General features: G+C 40.8%; 15 protein-coding genes and 1 tRNA gene. 8 read left to right on the forward strand and 8 right to left on the reverse strand.

The genetic code is table 11. The annotated features are described in order from the left end of the window. The 3 genes from LBB20_01385 to LBB20_01395 form a co-directional block, all read left to right on the forward strand. On the forward strand, positions 1–745 hold a 745-nt coding region (locus LBB20_01385; GenBank protein MDR2735478.1), incomplete at its 5' end, for a hypothetical protein. A gap of 195 nt (positions 746–940) precedes the next feature. Then, on the forward strand, positions 941–1,600 hold the full coding sequence (locus LBB20_01390) for an MBL fold metallo-hydrolase (protein ID MDR2735479.1): 660 nt from the start codon (positions 941–943) through the stop codon (positions 1,598–1,600). Next, positions 1,597–2,904, forward strand: a complete 1,308-nt coding sequence (locus LBB20_01395) for a replication-associated recombination protein A (protein ID MDR2735480.1) — start codon at positions 1,597–1,599, stop codon at positions 2,902–2,904. Before LBB20_01390 ends, LBB20_01395 begins: the two co-directional genes overlap by 4 nt. Positions 2,905–2,919: 15 nt before the next feature. On the opposite strand, the gene LBB20_01400 is transcribed toward LBB20_01395, so the two are convergent. From LBB20_01400 to LBB20_01410, 3 genes are all read right to left on the reverse strand, one after another. Beyond that, positions 2,920–3,249 carry a hypothetical protein gene (locus tag LBB20_01400; GenBank protein MDR2735481.1) on the reverse strand — a complete coding sequence of 110 codons (330 nt, stop codon included), beginning with the start codon at positions 3,247–3,249 and terminating at the stop codon, positions 2,920–2,922. A 212-nt stretch (positions 3,250–3,461) separates the two neighbouring features. Continuing rightward, positions 3,462–4,634: a hypothetical protein gene (locus LBB20_01405; protein MDR2735482.1), complete on the reverse strand. Its 1,173-nt coding sequence runs from the start codon at positions 4,632–4,634 to the stop codon at positions 3,462–3,464. A 987-nt stretch (positions 4,635–5,621) separates the two neighbouring features. Then, on the reverse strand, positions 5,622–5,921 hold the full coding sequence (locus LBB20_01410; protein MDR2735483.1) for a hypothetical protein: 300 nt from the start codon (positions 5,919–5,921) through the stop codon (positions 5,622–5,624). 58 nt (positions 5,922–5,979) lie between these two features. Between LBB20_01410 and LBB20_01415 the strand changes: the two genes are divergently transcribed. Then, entirely contained in the window at positions 5,980–7,107 is a 1,128-nt protein-coding gene (locus LBB20_01415) for a hypothetical protein (GenBank protein MDR2735484.1), read from the forward strand. Between the two features lie 19 nt (positions 7,108–7,126). Here LBB20_01415 and LBB20_01420 read toward each other — a convergent pair whose 3' ends face one another. Both LBB20_01420 and ispG read right to left on the reverse strand, forming a co-directional pair. Beyond that, a complete protein-coding gene (locus tag LBB20_01420; protein ID MDR2735485.1) occupies positions 7,127–8,107 on the reverse strand; it encodes an NAD-dependent epimerase/dehydratase family protein in 981 nt (326 codons plus the stop codon). Positions 8,108–8,158: 51 nt separating this feature from the next. Next, positions 8,159–9,280 carry a (E)-4-hydroxy-3-methylbut-2-enyl-diphosphate synthase gene (gene ispG / locus LBB20_01425; protein ID MDR2735486.1) on the reverse strand — a complete coding sequence of 374 codons (1,122 nt, stop codon included), beginning with the start codon at positions 9,278–9,280 and terminating at the stop codon, positions 8,159–8,161. A gap of 97 nt (positions 9,281–9,377) precedes the next feature. Here ispG and sufC point away from each other — a divergent pair, with 97 nt between their 5' ends. The 3 genes from sufC (at position 9,378) to LBB20_01440 (ending at position 12,387) form a co-directional block, all read left to right on the forward strand. After that, the gene (gene sufC / locus LBB20_01430) at positions 9,378–10,121 is read left to right on the forward strand and encodes a Fe-S cluster assembly ATPase SufC (GenBank protein ID MDR2735487.1); all 744 of its coding nucleotides are present in this window, start codon (positions 9,378–9,380) and stop codon (positions 10,119–10,121) included. Further along, the gene (sufB, locus tag LBB20_01435) at positions 10,090–11,511 is read left to right on the forward strand and encodes a Fe-S cluster assembly protein SufB (protein ID MDR2735488.1); all 1,422 of its coding nucleotides are present in this window, start codon (positions 10,090–10,092) and stop codon (positions 11,509–11,511) included. Before sufC ends, sufB begins: the two co-directional genes overlap by 32 nt. A 108-nt stretch (positions 11,512–11,619) precedes the next feature. Further along, entirely contained in the window at positions 11,620–12,387 is a 768-nt protein-coding gene (locus tag LBB20_01440; protein ID MDR2735489.1) for a hypothetical protein, read from the forward strand. Positions 12,388–12,395: 8 nt separating this feature from the next. Here the strand turns inward: LBB20_01440 and ftsH are convergent, their stop codons facing one another. The 3 genes from ftsH to LBB20_01455 form a co-directional block, all read right to left on the reverse strand. After that, positions 12,396–14,348, reverse strand: a complete 1,953-nt coding sequence (ftsH, locus tag LBB20_01445) for an ATP-dependent zinc metalloprotease FtsH (GenBank protein MDR2735490.1) — start codon at positions 14,346–14,348, stop codon at positions 12,396–12,398. Positions 14,349–14,428: 80 nt separating this feature from the next. Further along, the gene (gene tilS, locus LBB20_01450; GenBank protein MDR2735491.1) at positions 14,429–15,835 is read right to left on the reverse strand and encodes a tRNA lysidine(34) synthetase TilS; all 1,407 of its coding nucleotides are present in this window, start codon (positions 15,833–15,835) and stop codon (positions 14,429–14,431) included. A 24-nt stretch (positions 15,836–15,859) separates the two neighbouring features. Continuing rightward, positions 15,860–16,576, reverse strand: coding sequence for an LOG family protein (locus LBB20_01455; protein ID MDR2735492.1), 717 nt, complete (start codon positions 16,574–16,576; stop codon positions 15,860–15,862). A 156-nt stretch (positions 16,577–16,732) separates the two neighbouring features. Here LBB20_01455 and LBB20_01460 point away from each other — a divergent pair. Beyond that, positions 16,733–16,807: transfer RNA gene (locus LBB20_01460), tRNA-Arg, on the forward strand. Positions 16,808–16,855 lie beyond the last annotated feature (48 nt).

Below are 16,855 nucleotides of genomic sequence, written 5' to 3' on the forward strand. Positions count from 1 at the left end.
CCTAGATAAAGATCAAAATACATTAGACATGTTAACTAGACTTAATTGCAACCTTTCAAAACTGGATGATAGTTCCAAAGAAAAATTACTAACCATGATCTTGAATCATACAAACCGCTGCGGAGATCAACTTATGGAGGGGCTACAACTAATTGATATCATGGCTATTTTGTACCTAAAAAGTAGTGGAAACCTGTCTCTGGAAGAAAGAGTAACAGCCATTTTGGTCCACATGTATAAGCAATCAATGCTTAATAGATGCCTGGTAAGATCAGGCAGAGAAGAGGTGGAAGGATATCTATATCTAAACAAATATATGACCCCTATAGTATTTCCACATATGACTATACCACAATACATCCATTCAACATCTGTTGGTCCAAATTATACCGAAGGCGGTGGCGACCCGATGAGGAACGTGGATAAGGTCCTAAATAAAATAAACGACCTGGAAGAATTAAAAGGGTTTGTCGTCAGAGGTAATTTCAATGGGGTAAACATCGGTAAAGAAATATTTTGTAAAATAGCTCTAGCCAACGATCCAAAATACAAAGAGTTGAAAAGAAAAGCATCAAAGAAAGGCCTAGCGGCTGATAAATATTACTGTGATCTTATTGAAGAGTATGATGATCCTAAAAAAATTGCCGAGGCCTATGAGTACGAGCAAAAAGTGAAATATGATCTAGTAGACTATTGCAAAAAGAAAGCCGAGGAACTACTAAGAAAATTCGGCTATATATATTGAAAACCAATTTTAGTTGGCCACCTGGCCGGATTGCCTTTCCCCTAATGGCCAGGTATATTCTTCGGTGGACTGACCTGCAACCGTGCTATTTAATACAAAAATTTATCATTGTTTCGTTGCGATCTTACAAGTCTTTGATTAATCTTTTATATGTTTATATTATAGAATATCATCGATGTAAAAATAAAGTATGCCATGGAATTGCTCTCTAATGATAAATTTTCTGCTGAAACTGTTTGTTTAGGGCCACTAAATACTAATGTTGGAATCATTTCAAATAGGCTGACCGGCGAGGCAATAGTTATTGACGTTCCTCCAAATGCTGCTGAAAGTGTCAGTTCCATGTTGGCCAGCAAAAAACTTAGAGTGATCTATGTTTTAATCACCCATGGCCACTGGGACCACTGTGGTGAGGCTGCCCTACTCCAACAAAAAGGCGCCATGGTTTTTGCTCACTCCGGCGATAGTTCCTGGATAGAAGAACCAAGCACCATGTCGTTTTTTTCTTCTCCCGATATCACATTACTTTCTTGCAAAATAGATAAATATGTCGACGATATTAAAGAAATTGAGTTGTGTGACCTTAATATAACCATCGAGTATATTCCGGGGCATTCGAACGGAAGCGTTGGATATTTTTTTGAAGATCTTGGTATAGCATTTACCGGCGACGTGTTATTCAATGGAACCGTTGGACGTTCTGACCTACCAGGAGGAGATAAGCATCGGTTATTCAAAAGCATACGCGAACGTATCTATAGCCACAAAAAGGATATAATAATAGTGCCAGGTCATGGCTGGACCACAACCATTGGCCATGAGATGGCGAACAATCCCTATGTTCGATCAAAATGATAGATGACCAAGAAATACTTAATTTATCGGAAAATACAGAACAGACCAGGCAACATGTACCTCTAGCCGCCAGGATGAGACCCAAAACTCTGGCCGATATTGTCGGGCAGGATCTGATTTTGGGCAAAAGCTGCCTGTTGCCAAAGCTTATAGAAAATAATTCCTTCGGCAATTTGCTATTCTATGGTCCTTCGGGTTGCGGTAAGACAACCATCGCCGAGATAATCTCAAACCAGGTGGATTGCAATTTTGTAAAAATCAATGCTGTTTTGTCAAATGTGGCCGAACTGAAAGAGGTCATCCACAGGATAAAAAATACCAATTCTATCCTTTTTATAGATGAGATTCATAGATTTAACAAGGCTCAGCAGGATTTGCTACTACCAGACATCGAAAGCGGGGCTATTCGATTGATCGGTGCCACCACCCACAATCCAGGGTTTTATGTTATAAATCCGCTTATCAGCAGGAGTCATCTTGTTAAATTCGAACCGATAACTGCCGATGCCATAATCTCTGTATTGAACAGAGCTATGGATGATAGTGTCGTTGGACTGAAAGCCACCGGCTGCTCGGTGGACCAGGATGTGTTGAAAAAGATAGCTAGCATTTCCGACGGAGATCTACGCCGAGCTCTTAATCAACTTGAATCCATCGTGATGGGCGTACCATCCGGCACAACGATAAATAACGATATCTTTGCCAAGATATTAGGCAATACATACACCAAATACGACTCGGACGAAGATGAGCATTATGATACGGCTTCTGCCTTTATAAAAAGCATACGCGGTTGTGATCCCGACGCAGCAATTTATTGGCTAGCGAAAATGTTGGTTGGTGGAGAAGATCCGAGATTTATTGCCCGAAGACTTGTGATTGCGGCTTCTGAAGACATTGGATTGGCCGACTCGCGGGCTCTACCACTGGCGATGGCTTGCTTCGATGCCTGCGAAAAAATTGGCCTACCAGAGTGTAGAATAATCCTAGCCCATGTCACCATATTTTTGGCAGCTGCCCAAAAGAGTAACTCGGCCTATTTGGCCATTGACAGTGCCATGGCTAGCATAAGAGACAAAGGCGCCCAACAGGTACCTCTATGGCTGCGTGATTCCCATGGCATTATATCCAAAGAGCTTGGCAATGGTAAGGCCTATAAGTATAGCCATGAATTCCCGGACAATATCTCAGGGCAAGAGTATATGGTTAGACCAGAACAATTTTATTTCCCAAGAAAATCAGGAACAGAGCAAATAATAGGTGAAAGATTAGCCAAACTCAGATCGCTGAAAGCCGATTTATAGCTAACAATTTCAATTTTACAAAAGCCATGACTTCCTGGAACACCTCATCTTAGTTGCCACCGCCACCATACAACGAATAGCTTTTGATAGTTTTTTGATCACCGTTTGATCCTGTAGTCCATAGCATTTGTTGAAAAATTCTATAAAAAACTCCGGGTCTTCTCTGACCAAAAAATATATACCATTGGTTAGTTCCCAATCGGACAATCCGTTAATTGCACTGACAAAATCTTCATCGCTTAGTTTAGAAAAAAACCTGCTCCAGTCTTCGGCACAGGCTACGTTGACCTGGGCAATTACAAAGAATACACCTAATGTAAATAACAATGATAAGGTATAATTCATTTGTGTTTAATTGTAATATATTATTAAAAAAATTCAATCATAATATAAAATTTATCGTTAAATAGCAGCTAAAATAGCTTTTTGCCAAAATACCATCTGCCAAGTCATTTCAACCAAAGACTATGCGAACCACAGACTAAAGGCTTGGCTTTGGCCTAATCATTATTGCCCATGGCTTCGGTAAAACCATCAAAACATATTTAGTCGTTAAATTAAGATTGTAGGTGCTCAAAACCTGATTTATCAACATCTAGATCTATGTTTAAATCAATATCATAAAATCCACTATCATCACCCGGATTGTTGTCTAAGTTAGAGTTATAAATATCGATATCATTATCCTGTTTGTAAATATCGATATCATTATCCTGGTTGCAAATATCGATATCGTTACATGGGTTGTAAATATCGATATCATCAATACAGTTAAATACTGTCAAAAGACGTGGATCATTGAACATGTTAACTGATTGATTACCATCCACGCCAAAACCACTCGTCATATTCCCAGACTGGCTGCTATTTTTCATAAAATCTTCTTCTTTCTCTGTCCTTTTTTGGCTAAAATATAGCTTACAATAGTCGATATTATGTTGTTTTATTTGATTTAATTTCTGCCAAGATATCTTATAAGCGAAGTACACAATTGTACCATACCTGGGGAATATAATTTTACTATTACTTATACAATCATTGAGGTGTACTAAAAAATTTGCATCTTTTTTATCAAATACGCCTGGATTTAGAAGAATAACCATGTCGACGATCGATTCCTTAATGCGTGTTACCCAATTTTTACCACAATTATTACTGTTATTGTTAATATCTATATTTTTCAGCTCATCTTCGATATCCCCCGGAGAGGTGTCTAGTTTACCTTGCATCCCCATTTCTCTAATCGCATCATTTATATATTTCAGCTTTAATATCTCACAAGTGTAATACTTAAGTGTATTAGCGTTGGGAAGTATAAGATTATTGTCTTGTTCGCCTTTCATTCTATTACTAATGCTATCTGAAAAACTCGATTTACCCTCTTCAGCAGATAAGTCTGGATTCAAAATAGCAATTGTGTCCATAACAAAGGCTTTGATGCAATCCAAATTATTTTCACTATTGTTATAGTATTTTGTAATATCAATATCAGTCAATTTACTTTCGATCCTATCCGAATGGGCAACCAGCTTGCCTTGCAGTCCTAGGTCCTTAATTACATTATTTATACATCTCCTAGCTTCATTACTGACATATTTGCTGGCATTGTTTTCATCTTCTTTGCTGATCGCCGTACTGGCCGACTTACTGCGTTGTTCACTGCGTTGTTCACTGGGCTGTTTATAGATTTTATTTAAATCTCGTCTTTCTCCAATTCTATCAATAAACATTTTATTAGCCAGTTTTATAATCTTGGCTTTGGATGGCTTTTTTACATTACTTTTAACATTTTTTTTTAATTTTGTGAAACTAATTACGTTCTTAAGAGTTCGTTGGGCCTGCGAAAATTCACTATCTTTATCACGAACTTTCTTCTTACTAAGAATTCTATCGGCGAATATGTCTATTGCTTTCTCTTCATTTTCACTGGGTCCTTCCTTTTTTTTTTGGAACCGATAGCCACATTAGCCATCTGACCATAGATAAGCAATACACACAGGCTTTTGATCAGTTTCGATCTAAACCTAATAACAAACTTATAAATCATACTATCTTTCATTTTTACTTTCATGCCAATGTAAGTTGTTATATATTTTCAGTCTTATAAAACATTCTCACCTGAAAAACAAGACCGATTCCTATAATTAAAAATTCCTTATGACTATCAGGAGTTTTATTAGAATCAATAAAAAGCACGTCCTGTTAAAAGCAACAGATCCGACCCACTAGGTCCGAGATACAACAATTCAGTAGTATATTAAATTTTATAATAATGTCAAATAAGTATTGTGAGCTCATGTTCACTAGGTAATTGCCTAGATAGTTATTATCCTACGAATTTATATAAAAGTAAAAATTTAATAAAATTTTATTTAAATTATCTTGACACAATCAACCAACTATGTGACAAATTAATTTGTTATGAAGACATTGGTTAAATTACTATCCTTATTAGCGTTTGGATTATGTGTGGTTTCTGCTACAGAGACCCAAGCATACGGTAAACATACTGGGTCACAAAGATCCAGGAAAATATCTACACGCAGATCCAAGAAAAGGTACACCAGGAGATCCAGGAAAAGATCTACACGTAGATCCAAGAAAATATCCACCAGGAGATCTAGGAAAAGATCTACCCGCAGACACAAGAAAATACCTACCAGGAGATCTACATCATCTGCACCGAGTTACATCGGGACCAATCATTCGGCTTTTTCTTATATTCCATTGACACCACCAAGCACCAGGACGACACTTTTTAGCACCAGCTCAACAGCTTCAAGACCTAGCTTTACATATCCTAGTAGCACAACAACTTCGAGTACCAGGACAACAGCTCCGAGTAGCAGCTCGACACCACGAGTAATTTTGATGCTCGATCCGCATGCTCCAGGTGCCAGTCGGAGACCTTCAGGAAATGGAGTGGTATTTATGTACACCCATTCGACAACTTCAAATTCTGATTCTGACATCAGCTCGATGTATGCTTTACCGACGTCGTATATTTCTCCAAACACGTGTCGATTATATCTTGGCCAGTTAAGTAGTAAAAGTAGGGATTGTATTGATTCAATTGTGGAAAAAAAATCAAAACTACATGATCTGTCAAAAGAAGAATTTGGAGCACTAAAAGAGTTGGCTGATAAAAAGTGTGAAGCGATTGATGCAACTGATTGTAATAATATAAAAATGAAGGAAGTATTGACAAACAAAGTATACTGCGATAAAAGCGCTGCAAATTGTAACGATTTTCAGAAAATATACAATCAGCAGCATGGTTCGGAGTCAACCTCATATGTAACTGATGCATACAAAGAAATTAAAGAACTTATAATTAATGCTACCAACCAATTGCTTGCGATTTATCCTAACTCTCAAGAAATCTCCATAGTCGACTGTATCGTTAATTTTATTAAAAAAATTGAAGAATTTTTATCTAAAAATAAAAGCAACGAAGTGTATATCATGTTTATGCTTAATAACATAAAATGTTGTCTTATGGATCAAAACAAAAGTAATGCCATAAAAATATTAGAAGTAATATTAACTTATGCAGATAGCTGCGAAGATAAAGCCTACATGGGATTACAATTAGCTAGTTGTCTAGCCATTGCCTATAACAGCAATAATAGTAACACATCGATTGAAGGTGTGATAATTTCCATACTAATTGATTTATACAAAAGAAATACATTAAGCCAATCTCTTGCAAAACAGGGTAATGAAGAGTTGGAGGGTATCGCTTATCTAACACAATATACGGCAGATATAGTGTTTCCAGGCATCACAATGCCTAGTTATCTTTATCATGCACTTGGGAGAGATTATACCGAAGACAATGGTGACCCCATAAATAATCTGGACAAGGTACTAGATAGAATCAACAACAAAGAAAGACTAGTGGGCTTCATCTGTGCAGGGGTCTATGATGGAGTAGACATCGGTGAAGAAATATTTGAAAAGATAGTACTAAAAGACGACCAGGAATATCAAGGGCTATTAAAGCAGGAAAAAGATGCTAATGCTGCTGTTAATGATATCGAAGAATATAATAATCTTATAGGTGAAGCCTATGAATCTGGAGATTATTCTAAAGCCGAGGCATACCGCGAAAATTTCCTAAAGGACAAAGCAGAAGCTGTCATAAACTACAAAAGAAAGAAGGCCGAGGAACTGCTGAGGAAATACGACTATATATATTAAATAATACTAAAAAACTGTTTTAATTGATTCCGTACCTGGATTTCATTTCACCATGGATCCAGGTATAGGTTTTTTCTAAGCCAGTTTGTAGTGAAATAGACGGTTCCCAATGCAAAAGATCCCTAATCATCCTATTGTCACTGTTCCTGCCTCTGACTCCCTTCGCCTCCTGGGGTAAATAGGTTTTCTCAAGGGTCACGCCGGCAATAGCTTCCACCATCGCCACCAATTGATTTATGGAAACCAACTCGGCGCTACCAAGATTAAGTGGTTCTGCCACATCACTTTCCATCAACCTAACCAGGCCTTCAATACAGTCATCTATATACATAAACGATCTGGTTTGTTTTCCATCGCCCCAGATCTCGATCCGGCTTTTACCTGAAAGTTTGGCATCTATAATCTTTCTACAGATTGCCGCCGGAGCCTTTTCCCGGCCCCCTTCAAAAGACCCGAAAGGTCCATAGACATTATGAAACCTAAATACCTTAGTAGCAATGCCAAAGTCTTCACGAAAATGGCGACACATCCTTTCGCTAAACAACTTCTCCCAGCCATAGCCATCCTCGGGCATAGCCGGATAGGCGTCAGATTCTTTCAGCCCCGGATTATCGCAGTCCAGTTGTTTTGACTGGGAATAAACACAGGCCGATGAAGAAAAAAAATAACTCTTTACCTTGTTATCTCTCGCAGCCAAAAGAAGATGCGTGTTTATCAAAACATTCAGCATGCAGGCTGTCTTGTGGTTTTCAATGAACCCGATTCCGCCCATATCAGCGGCAAGATTATAAACCGAATCGACGCCGGCCATAACCGAATAGCAATTGCCCCTATCACTCAGGTCAAGCACAATGTTTTCCGCAGCACTGTAGACCTGATGCCACAGGTTAAGTGGCTTTATATCAACGGCTTTAACCTTTACATTTCCAGATACAATCAATCTTTTGACCAAATGCCCACCTATAAAGCCACCGGCACCGGTGACCAGAACATACCCCATGATTGTAAGTAATTTGTAAAATAAAATTAAAAGTCAAATAATAATTGGTTATTACTGGCTGGCCAAAATCAATGCAACCAGTTCATTAATAGCATCTTTTTCATCTATCGCAGACTTCACACACTTCCCGGATCTATAGAGATCTATTTTACCGGGCAATCCACCAACATAGCCAAAATCCGCGTCCTTCATCTCACCAAGGCCATTTACGATACAGCCCATCACCGCAATCTTCAGATTTGAGAATTTTGACGTAGCCAACTTCACGTCGCGCAGAGTCTTTTCCAGGTCGAACTGGGTCCGCCCACAGGATGGACAGGCTATATACTCAACCATGGTTTTTCTAACGCCACAGGATTGCAAAATCTCGTAGGCTGATCCTATCTCATCAACGGGATCGCCGGTGATAGAAACCCGGATCGTGTCACCTATCCCCTTCAGCAATAACGACCCTATGCCAATTGCACTTTTTACCCTAGCGTAGGAACCATCTCCGGCCTCGGTAACACCAAGATGCAGCGGGAAGTTAAGCCCAATTCCATCAAGTCTATGGCAAGCAAGCTCATAGGCTTCAACCATCGTCGGGACAGAACTGGACTTAAACGAAAAAACCAGATCATAAAAATCATTGGCCACGGCAACCTTTGCAAACTCGATCGCACTTTCAACCATTCCGCTAACAGTTCGCCCAAACCTCTTTATTATGTAGCCATCCAGCGATCCTTGATTTATGCCAATCCGAAGGCTCTTCCCGGCATTTTTGGCTGCTATCACGAACTCGCCGAATGAGTTAGCGATGTTCTCGTGTCTGGTTTCTGGTGACAAATTTTCATTGAAGCGCAAAAAATTTCCTGGATTTATCCTGACCTTATCTGCATACCTGAGGGCTTCAAAGGCAATTTTTTTGGAAAAATGAACATCGGCGACCAGCGGGATATCTATGCCATCGGCACTCAATTTGTGCCGGATATGGCCAAGGGCTTCACAGGAATGGGATGAGGTGACTGCAAGCCTAACTATCTCGCAGCCAACATCATATAGTCTTTTTATCTGGCCAACGGAAGTTTCAATATCATCGGTTTTTGTGTTTGTCATAGACTGCACTCGGACCAGATTATTTCCACCAAGAATGACATTTTTAACAGCAACTTCCCTAGTCTTCCGCCGATTCATCGCCAAAATATACAAATTTACCAGGAATATTGTCAACAACGCCGGTCTTTCCAGAAAATTTTGACTTTTCGCTGAAAGTGCTATAGCTCATAGGAACATGGGGGCCATCGACATAAAAAATTTGACCGTGTCAATCAATCATAAGGCACTTATTCGCAACCTTTCACTATCGATTCCCCGGGGCGAATTACATGTATTGATGGGCCCCAATGGTGCCGGCAAAAGCTCTCTGTCCAAGGCCATTTCAGGCCATCCTGACTATGAAATTACCACCGGTACCATAACCCTCGACGGGACCCAGATCGTTGGCCTTAAGCCCGATGAAATAGCCAGACATGGATTATTCATAGCCTTCCAGCATCCACTTGAAATAGAAGGGGTTACTGTAGCTAATCTGCTGAGGACCGCCATCCAAGCAACTGACATGAACAAAAAAATCAGCGTGCAAACCTACTACGAAGACCTATACAAAGCCATGGACAATCTGAAGATAGACCGATCATTTTCGTCCAGATCACTAAACGTTGGATTTTCCGGCGGTGAAAAAAAACGCTGTGAAATCCTACAAATGATGATGTTAAAACCAAAATTTGCCCTGCTCGACGAACCAGACAGCGGTCTTGATGTGGATGGAATGAAGATCGTTGCAAATGGCATTAACTCCATGCGAGATAGCAAATTCAGCGCACTTATCATAACCCACTATCAAAGACTCCTGGACCATATAGACCCGGATCGGATCCATATCATGATTGCCGGCCAAATAGTTCGCTCCGGAGGAAAATCCATCGTAAAGGAATTGGAGACCCATGGTTACGATTGGCTCGACAAAGATTCATAACATGGCCATAGATAACAAGTTAATCGAAAGCGCAGCCGATGGCGATTTTCACTATGATACGACCTATGAATACAACGCCGGAATCGGATTGACCGAAAAAACCATAGAATATATATCAAAAACCAAATCCGAAGATGCTTGGCTGCTGGAATTCAGAAAAAAGGCCTATGAAACCTTCAAAAGCCTCGGGATGCCAACGTCATTGATGGGGGATAGCATCGACTTTGATAACATAAGGTATTACCTATCAAAGGGTAACGATTCGAAAAGATCCTGGGATGAGGTACCAGATGAAATCAAAAAAACCTTCGATAGGCTGGGTGTCCCTGAAAAAGAAAGAAAATATCTCGCCGGCGTGGAGGCACAATTTGACAGCGAATCAGCCTACTCAAGGCTGAAAGATACCATGGCAAAAGATGGCGTGATATTTGTCGATTCGGCCACCGGCCTGAAGAATTATCCGGAGATCTTCAAAAAATTCTTCGGCACCGTGGTGCCGGTAGATGATAACAAATTCAGCGCGTTAAACAGCGCAGTCTTCAGCGGCGGCAGCTTCATCTACGTCCCACCGGGTATCAAAATTCAACAGCCACTTCAGGCATATTTTCGTATAAATGCAGAAAGTTTTGGTCAATTCGAACGCACGTTAATTATTGTGGATGAAGGGGCTGAGCTAATCTACATGGAAGGCTGCACAGCACCAAAATTCGAAACCACAACGCTTCATGCCGCCGTGGTAGAAATCATCGCCAAAAAAGGCGCCAAGATCCAGTATATAACGGCTCAAAACTGGTCAAACAATGTATATAATCTGGTCACCAAAAGAGGCCTGGCCCAGGAGAATGCCGAAATAAAGTGGATCGATTGCAACATTGGCTCAAAAAAAACCATGAAATACCCATGTATAATTTTGGCTGGCAACCAGGCCAAAGGTGAAATAATGTCCGTGGCCATGGCGTCACATAACCAGTTGCAGGACACCGGCGCAAAAATCATCCACCGGGCAAATTCAACCACATCGAATATTGTGTCAAAATCCATTTCCATCGGCACAGGTCTAGCTTCCTACAAAGGCCTGGTAAAAATCGATGAAAACGCATCAAATTGTCGCAATAACACGCGCTGTGATGCACTGCTAATAGACCAAAATAGCCGCACCGAGACTCAGCCGGTCATTGTGGTACAGGGTAAAAAAAATCACCTGCAGCATGAGGCGAGCGTGTCAAAAATAGACGAGGAAAAATTGTACTACTTGCAGCAAAGAGGGATTCCCATGAAACAGGCTATCAGTCTGATAGTCAATGGCTTCGTAAACGATCTACTCAACGAATTTCCACTGGAGTACAGCATCGAACTCAAGCGACTGATAGAATTGGAAATAGATAATTAAAAACCATTAAAATTTTAATCTAATAAGTATCGCTTATCACCTATATTAACGACGCTAATAATTGCATAGCTACCTTTGCGGCAACAAAGCAATCACATATAATGGACTGTGTTAAAAATAACAGGAGATGCAATGAAAATAAATAAAAATTGGATTATTTTGAATATTATATTGGGTGCATGTGGTCCGTTATTTGGTATAAAAATCGGACAAACTGACAATCAAGTTGAAGACCCAGCAAAGCTAAGATTACCTTTCAGCTATAAATGTTATAAATACTATATTGGAACACCAATGAAGCCATCTGTTTCTATACCAAAATTTAATAAATTTTGTGATACTGCTGAAACAAAAGCCATGGCCAAAAACCATATCGAAGCAATACTAGCTGACAATGCCGAACGGCTAGCCGAAAGTTATAAAATCATAAGAAATAAAATAACTGAAATTAAAGGTAAAAATTGCAGAAAGCTACTTAAACACAACCTATTGTACCTACGACAGACAATGGAATACTATGCTAGTAAAAAAATACTGAAGATCAAGCACGATGAATGTTATAGATTTATCTGTTTGAAATTAAGCAAAATCTGTGGGCTGAACCCTATTCCTATACCAGTACTAATCAGTGTGTTAAAAGAAAAAATTATCACAGGTATGCACTGTACGACTAACACAACGGACATTGATAACATAGGTCACATAATTGAACACCTGCTCAATCAATTGTATTTGCCATACACTTCGGTCCATGACATTATATCTATAACAAAAACTCTAGCTAGTCTGCTCGAGCAACTATCATACACTGAACTAGAATATCTTGTCCCTAGCATCACCGAAGCTATCAAGCAATTTGGAAATATCCAGAACTAGGGAACTTACTACAGGACCGAGCCCATATCTCCCAGGGTGCTGTCAGCTTCTTTCTTTGGTACCTCATTTTTTGGGGTATCAACAAGTATTTCGTTCTTTTTTTTGGAATGTCTACGGCCATGAGAAACCCTAGATTTGAACTCGCCATGCTTGACCAACTCATAGACCAATCGGCCTTCGATGGTTTCATAGCGGAGTAATGCCTCTGCAAGCTTTTTCAAGTAATCATGTTTTTCCGTTAGAATTTCTTTTGCCCTGGAATATTCTCCGTCTATGATTTTAAAAATTTCGCTATCTATTTGCTGAGCCGTCTTCTCGCTATAGTTTTGCGTTCTGGTTATCTCTCGGCCGAGGAATATGTGATCCTGGTTTTCACCATAGGCCACTGGCCCCAGCGGACTCATTCCCCAGTCACAAACCATATGGCGTGCTAGTTTTGTTGCCGATTTTACATCACCGGCAGCACCGCTTGTGATCTCGGAAAATTCCAGTTCCTCGGCCACACGACCGCCCATTGAACAGCAAATCTGGTTCAACAAATTCGCTTTAGAATGGTTCAATATGTCTTTTTTCGGCATAAACATTGTGCTTCCAAGACTTTGGCCTCGGGGAATAATCGTAACCTTATGGACCGGAAGATTGCCATCATCGATGACCGCCTGCACAATGGCATGGCCGGCCTCATGATAGGCAATTATGAGCTTATCCTTCTTATCCATCAACTTCTTACGTTCGCGACCAAAGTAGATCTTGTCCCGGGCTTCGTCTATATCAATAGGCTCAACCTCTTTTTTATCAAATCTAGCAGCCAACAACGCAGATTCATTCAATAAATTTTCGAGATCCGCACCGGAAAACCCAGAAGTTCCACGAGCAACTTCCGTCAAATTGACATTTTTGGCCAGTTTAATTTTCTTGGCATGCACCTTCAAAATATCAAGCCTGCCATTCAGGTCTGGCAAATCTATAACTATTTGACGGTCAAAACGTCCTGGGCGTAACAGCGCCGTATCTAAAACATCTGGTCGGTTTGTAGCGGCTATGATTATCACCCCTTCGCGACCATCAAAGCCGTCCATCTCAACCAATATCGAGTTCAGTGTCTGCTCCCGCTCATCGTTTCCTCCACCAAGACCAGCACCCCGGTGCCTGCCAACGGCATCTATCTCATCTATAAACACTATACAGGGAGCATTTTTTCTACCTTGCTCGAACATATCTCTGACCCTGGCCGCACCAACACCCACAAACATTTCAACGAAATCCGAACCACTTATACTGAAAAATGGCACATCGGCCTCTCCGGCAACGGCACGGGCTAGCAATGTTTTACCAGTACCTGGTGGACCAATCATCAGGCAGCCCTTCGGTATACGGCCGCCTATTTCCTGAAATTTTTTCGGATTTTTCAAAAAATCAACGATTTCCGAAACTTCTTCCTTGGCTTCATCACAACCAGCCACATCGGCAAATGTCTTTTTGTTGGAATCCTTCGTCAACAACTTTGCTTTGCTTTTACCAAAGCTCATTGCGCTCTTGCCGGCACCACGCATTTGCCTAGCAAATAGCAGATAGAAGACGAATATGACGATTAGGAATGGCAACACGCTAAGCAGCAAATCGGTAAAAAATGTACTGCTGGGCTTTTCGCGCCAATTAGATGATGAATCTATGAGCTTATTAAATCTCTCGCTGGTAAGCCGACCCTGGGCCTCAAAGTACACATGATCAACGGTTTCTCCATTGAGTAGCTTAATCGGTATATCGGTTCTCGCCTTGCCGTACAGCCGATACCACCTGTCACCTTTGGATGGATCTGGTTGAATCACACCCTCTGAAATTCTCCCTTGTTCAGATGCATCTATCGCCTGACTTATTGTCCAAATGACCTTCGTGCTGTCATGTTGCGAGTAACTTGACCACAATGTAAATATTATGCTGATCAATAAGACCCAAATCATGAAAGATCGAAGTTGTGACATACCAAACTTTGGATTTTTTTTATTTCTGGTCATACAGCCTGTACTGACGTTAACCCTCGCTATCGTCTTAAAAATGTCAACTCTAGAGCCAACTTATCATTAAATTTTATCCTGGCATCATTTGATACTGGTAGGCCCGGCACCCATAGTATCTCACCACTACCATTGGTCACAACCGGCAGTATCTTTCGCACATTTACTGAAATTTTTCGCTCACAGAAACATTTTTTCAACTTTTTATATCCAGCCAACCCAAACGGAATGTATCTATCTCCATGGTTCCAATTTCTTACTATTAGCTTAGCGTTGCCGTCCATTGATAACCTTGCGATGGTATTATCATCCGTGGCCAGGGCACCGTCGTGCACATGAATTTTTCTACGTTTTAGCACACCGGATGGTAGATAAAGATCACCATGTAGCCAATTGCCAAACATAAACTCTCTAGGTCTTTCGGGTTTATCTAGTTGGCGAATTACTATCCAATCATTTTGTATCTCAATGGATCTGTTGTCTGCACAACCTATGGTTTTGGCCTCCCTGTTTATTACCCAGTCAATAATGTTGCTCAAATGCTTAAAGCTAGCCATGGCTACAAGATTATTATTTACCAGCCACAGGGACAGGATGCGCCTAATTATTGCTCTGGGCATCGACCTGATCTCATGCAAATTAAGCATCTTGGCATCGGTCGAAACAGCCGATGCTACTAGGATTTGATCCAAGGCTTCGGAATCTTCAGCCATCAGGTGTCTGGCCATTGCAAACCCACTTCGCCAGTCTCTGTCTTGGAAAATTTCGTCAAAATTCCTTTTAATACAGCTTCTCAGGCGATTGCGCAGATATAGATCCGTGCCATTGCTTGGATCCTCCTGCCAGGGGATTCCGATGTTTTTAAGAGATTTTTCAATAAAACTTCTCCTGGTATTAAGTAGAGGTCGCACCCTGACATGATCTGCAAACCTTTGCACTGCCTGGGGCGATGCCAGGGCCCTGGGCCCGTATCCTTTTGCCAAACGCATCAACATCGACTCGATCAGATCATCCATATGATGGCCAAGAACCAGGCAGCTGCAATCAAAGCTACGGATAGCCCTAAGAAAAAAATCGTATCGATCTTGCCTTAAAATTTTCTCAGAACTATTTTGGGTATTCTCTCTTTTTTCCGAAAAAAACACCAAACTCAACGATGTGGCTAGGGTTTTAACAAAAAATTCATCCACATTGTTTTCCTCACCGCGGGTATTGTGATTATAATGTAAAACAACAATCCGATGGCTCGGACCGAAGTGGCTATGGATTAACAGCAGCAAGCAGACCGAATCCATTCCGCCGGAACAGCATAGGCCCAGGGAGCGGTTTTGATTTATAAAATCGACCGCATCGGGCTCTAATTTAGACCTGGGAATCAAGGTGCATAAACTCTGCGAATAATAGTTCCAGTCCTGTTCCTGAATTGCTGTCACAGTCATATAACCTACCGACCGCTGTTATTTTTCGATATTTTTCGTTATAAAGTCAAACGAGTCTTCCACCGTATCGGAAAAATGAAAGCTGGCCATGGCTTCAGGTTCCACCAGCCCCAATTCGCACAACAAATCGAAATTTATGAGACTTTTCCAAAATTGTGATCCGAAGAATATGAACGGCAACCTTGTTCTTTGCCGACCGGTCTGAATGAGCGTCAGAGCCTCGAAGGTTTCGTCCAGCGTGCCAAATCCACCGGGAAAAACGACTATTGCTTTGGCCAGATACATGAACCAAAACTTCCTTGGCATGAAGTACTCAAACTCCACGCTCAGGCCATCGGTAACCTGTGGATTAATCTTTTGCTCCGACGGAATTTTTATGTTTAATCCAATGTTTTCGCAGCCAGCTAAAGCCGCACCGGTATTGGCTGCCTCCATGATTCCACCGCCACCGCCAGAGCAAATTACACAGCGGTTTGGCCTTTCAAAGACCGAATCGCACCACTTTGCCAACCTAAATGACAATTCTTCGGCCGATTTATAATACTTTGACAGCTTAGCTATTTTTCCCGGCGTACCACCGTTAATCGCTTTGGAACCCAATATCCTGCTAGACTTTTCTTGGCTAGGGATTCTTGCTGATCCCCAGAATATTATCGCACCATTTATGCCCTTGGTCTTGATATGCTCGATTGGCTTAACCATATCTCTACTAACGGATTCGACTCTATCACGCATGGATTTAATCATAAAAACAAAACAACTTCCGAAGGGCTACCAGGCTTAGAATATAAAATACTATATCAAGCGATTTCTAAGGCAACCATTTATAATTTAGTGCATCTAATCTATTTACTTGAAATATTCGGTACCATCCTAAGCATTTCAGGTCGTGTCCCCGTAGTTAAATGGATAGAACCGCGGTTTCCTAAACCGTTAATCCCAGTTCGAGTCTGGGCGGGGGCGCCATAATGTGTTGTTTATAAAGATGATGAAACCATATATCAGGAGATTTTG

Source organism: Puniceicoccales bacterium (genome assembly GCA_031283585.1).
In the GTDB taxonomy this organism is placed as follows: domain Bacteria; phylum Verrucomicrobiota; class Verrucomicrobiia; order Opitutales; family LL51; genus JAIRTH01.

What these genes read in the sequence shown, in the direction of transcription:
- LBB20_01390 (MDR2735479.1), top strand. Translation starts at nt 941, where the DNA reads ATGGAATTGCTCTCTAATGATAAATTTTCTGCTGAAACTGTTTGTTTA.
- LBB20_01395 (MDR2735480.1), top strand. Translation starts at nt 1,597, where the DNA reads ATGATAGATGACCAAGAAATACTTAATTTATCGGAAAATACAGAACAG.
- LBB20_01400 (MDR2735481.1), bottom strand. Translation starts at nt 3,249, where the DNA reads ATGAATTATACCTTATCATTGTTATTTACATTAGGTGTATTCTTTGTA.
- LBB20_01405 (MDR2735482.1), bottom strand. Translation starts at nt 4,634, where the DNA reads ATGTTTATTGATAGAATTGGAGAAAGACGAGATTTAAATAAAATCTAT.
- LBB20_01420 (MDR2735485.1), bottom strand. Translation starts at nt 8,107, where the DNA reads ATGGGGTATGTTCTGGTCACCGGTGCCGGTGGCTTTATAGGTGGGCAT.
- ispG (MDR2735486.1), bottom strand. Translation starts at nt 9,280, where the DNA reads ATGAATCGGCGGAAGACTAGGGAAGTTGCTGTTAAAAATGTCATTCTT.
- sufC (MDR2735487.1), top strand. Translation starts at nt 9,378, where the DNA reads ATGGGGGCCATCGACATAAAAAATTTGACCGTGTCAATCAATCATAAG.
- sufB (MDR2735488.1), top strand. Translation starts at nt 10,090, where the DNA reads ATGGTTACGATTGGCTCGACAAAGATTCATAACATGGCCATAGATAAC.
- ftsH (MDR2735490.1), bottom strand. Translation starts at nt 14,348, where the DNA reads ATGATTTGGGTCTTATTGATCAGCATAATATTTACATTGTGGTCAAGT.
- LBB20_01455 (MDR2735492.1), bottom strand. Translation starts at nt 16,576, where the DNA reads ATGCGTGATAGAGTCGAATCCGTTAGTAGAGATATGGTTAAGCCAATC.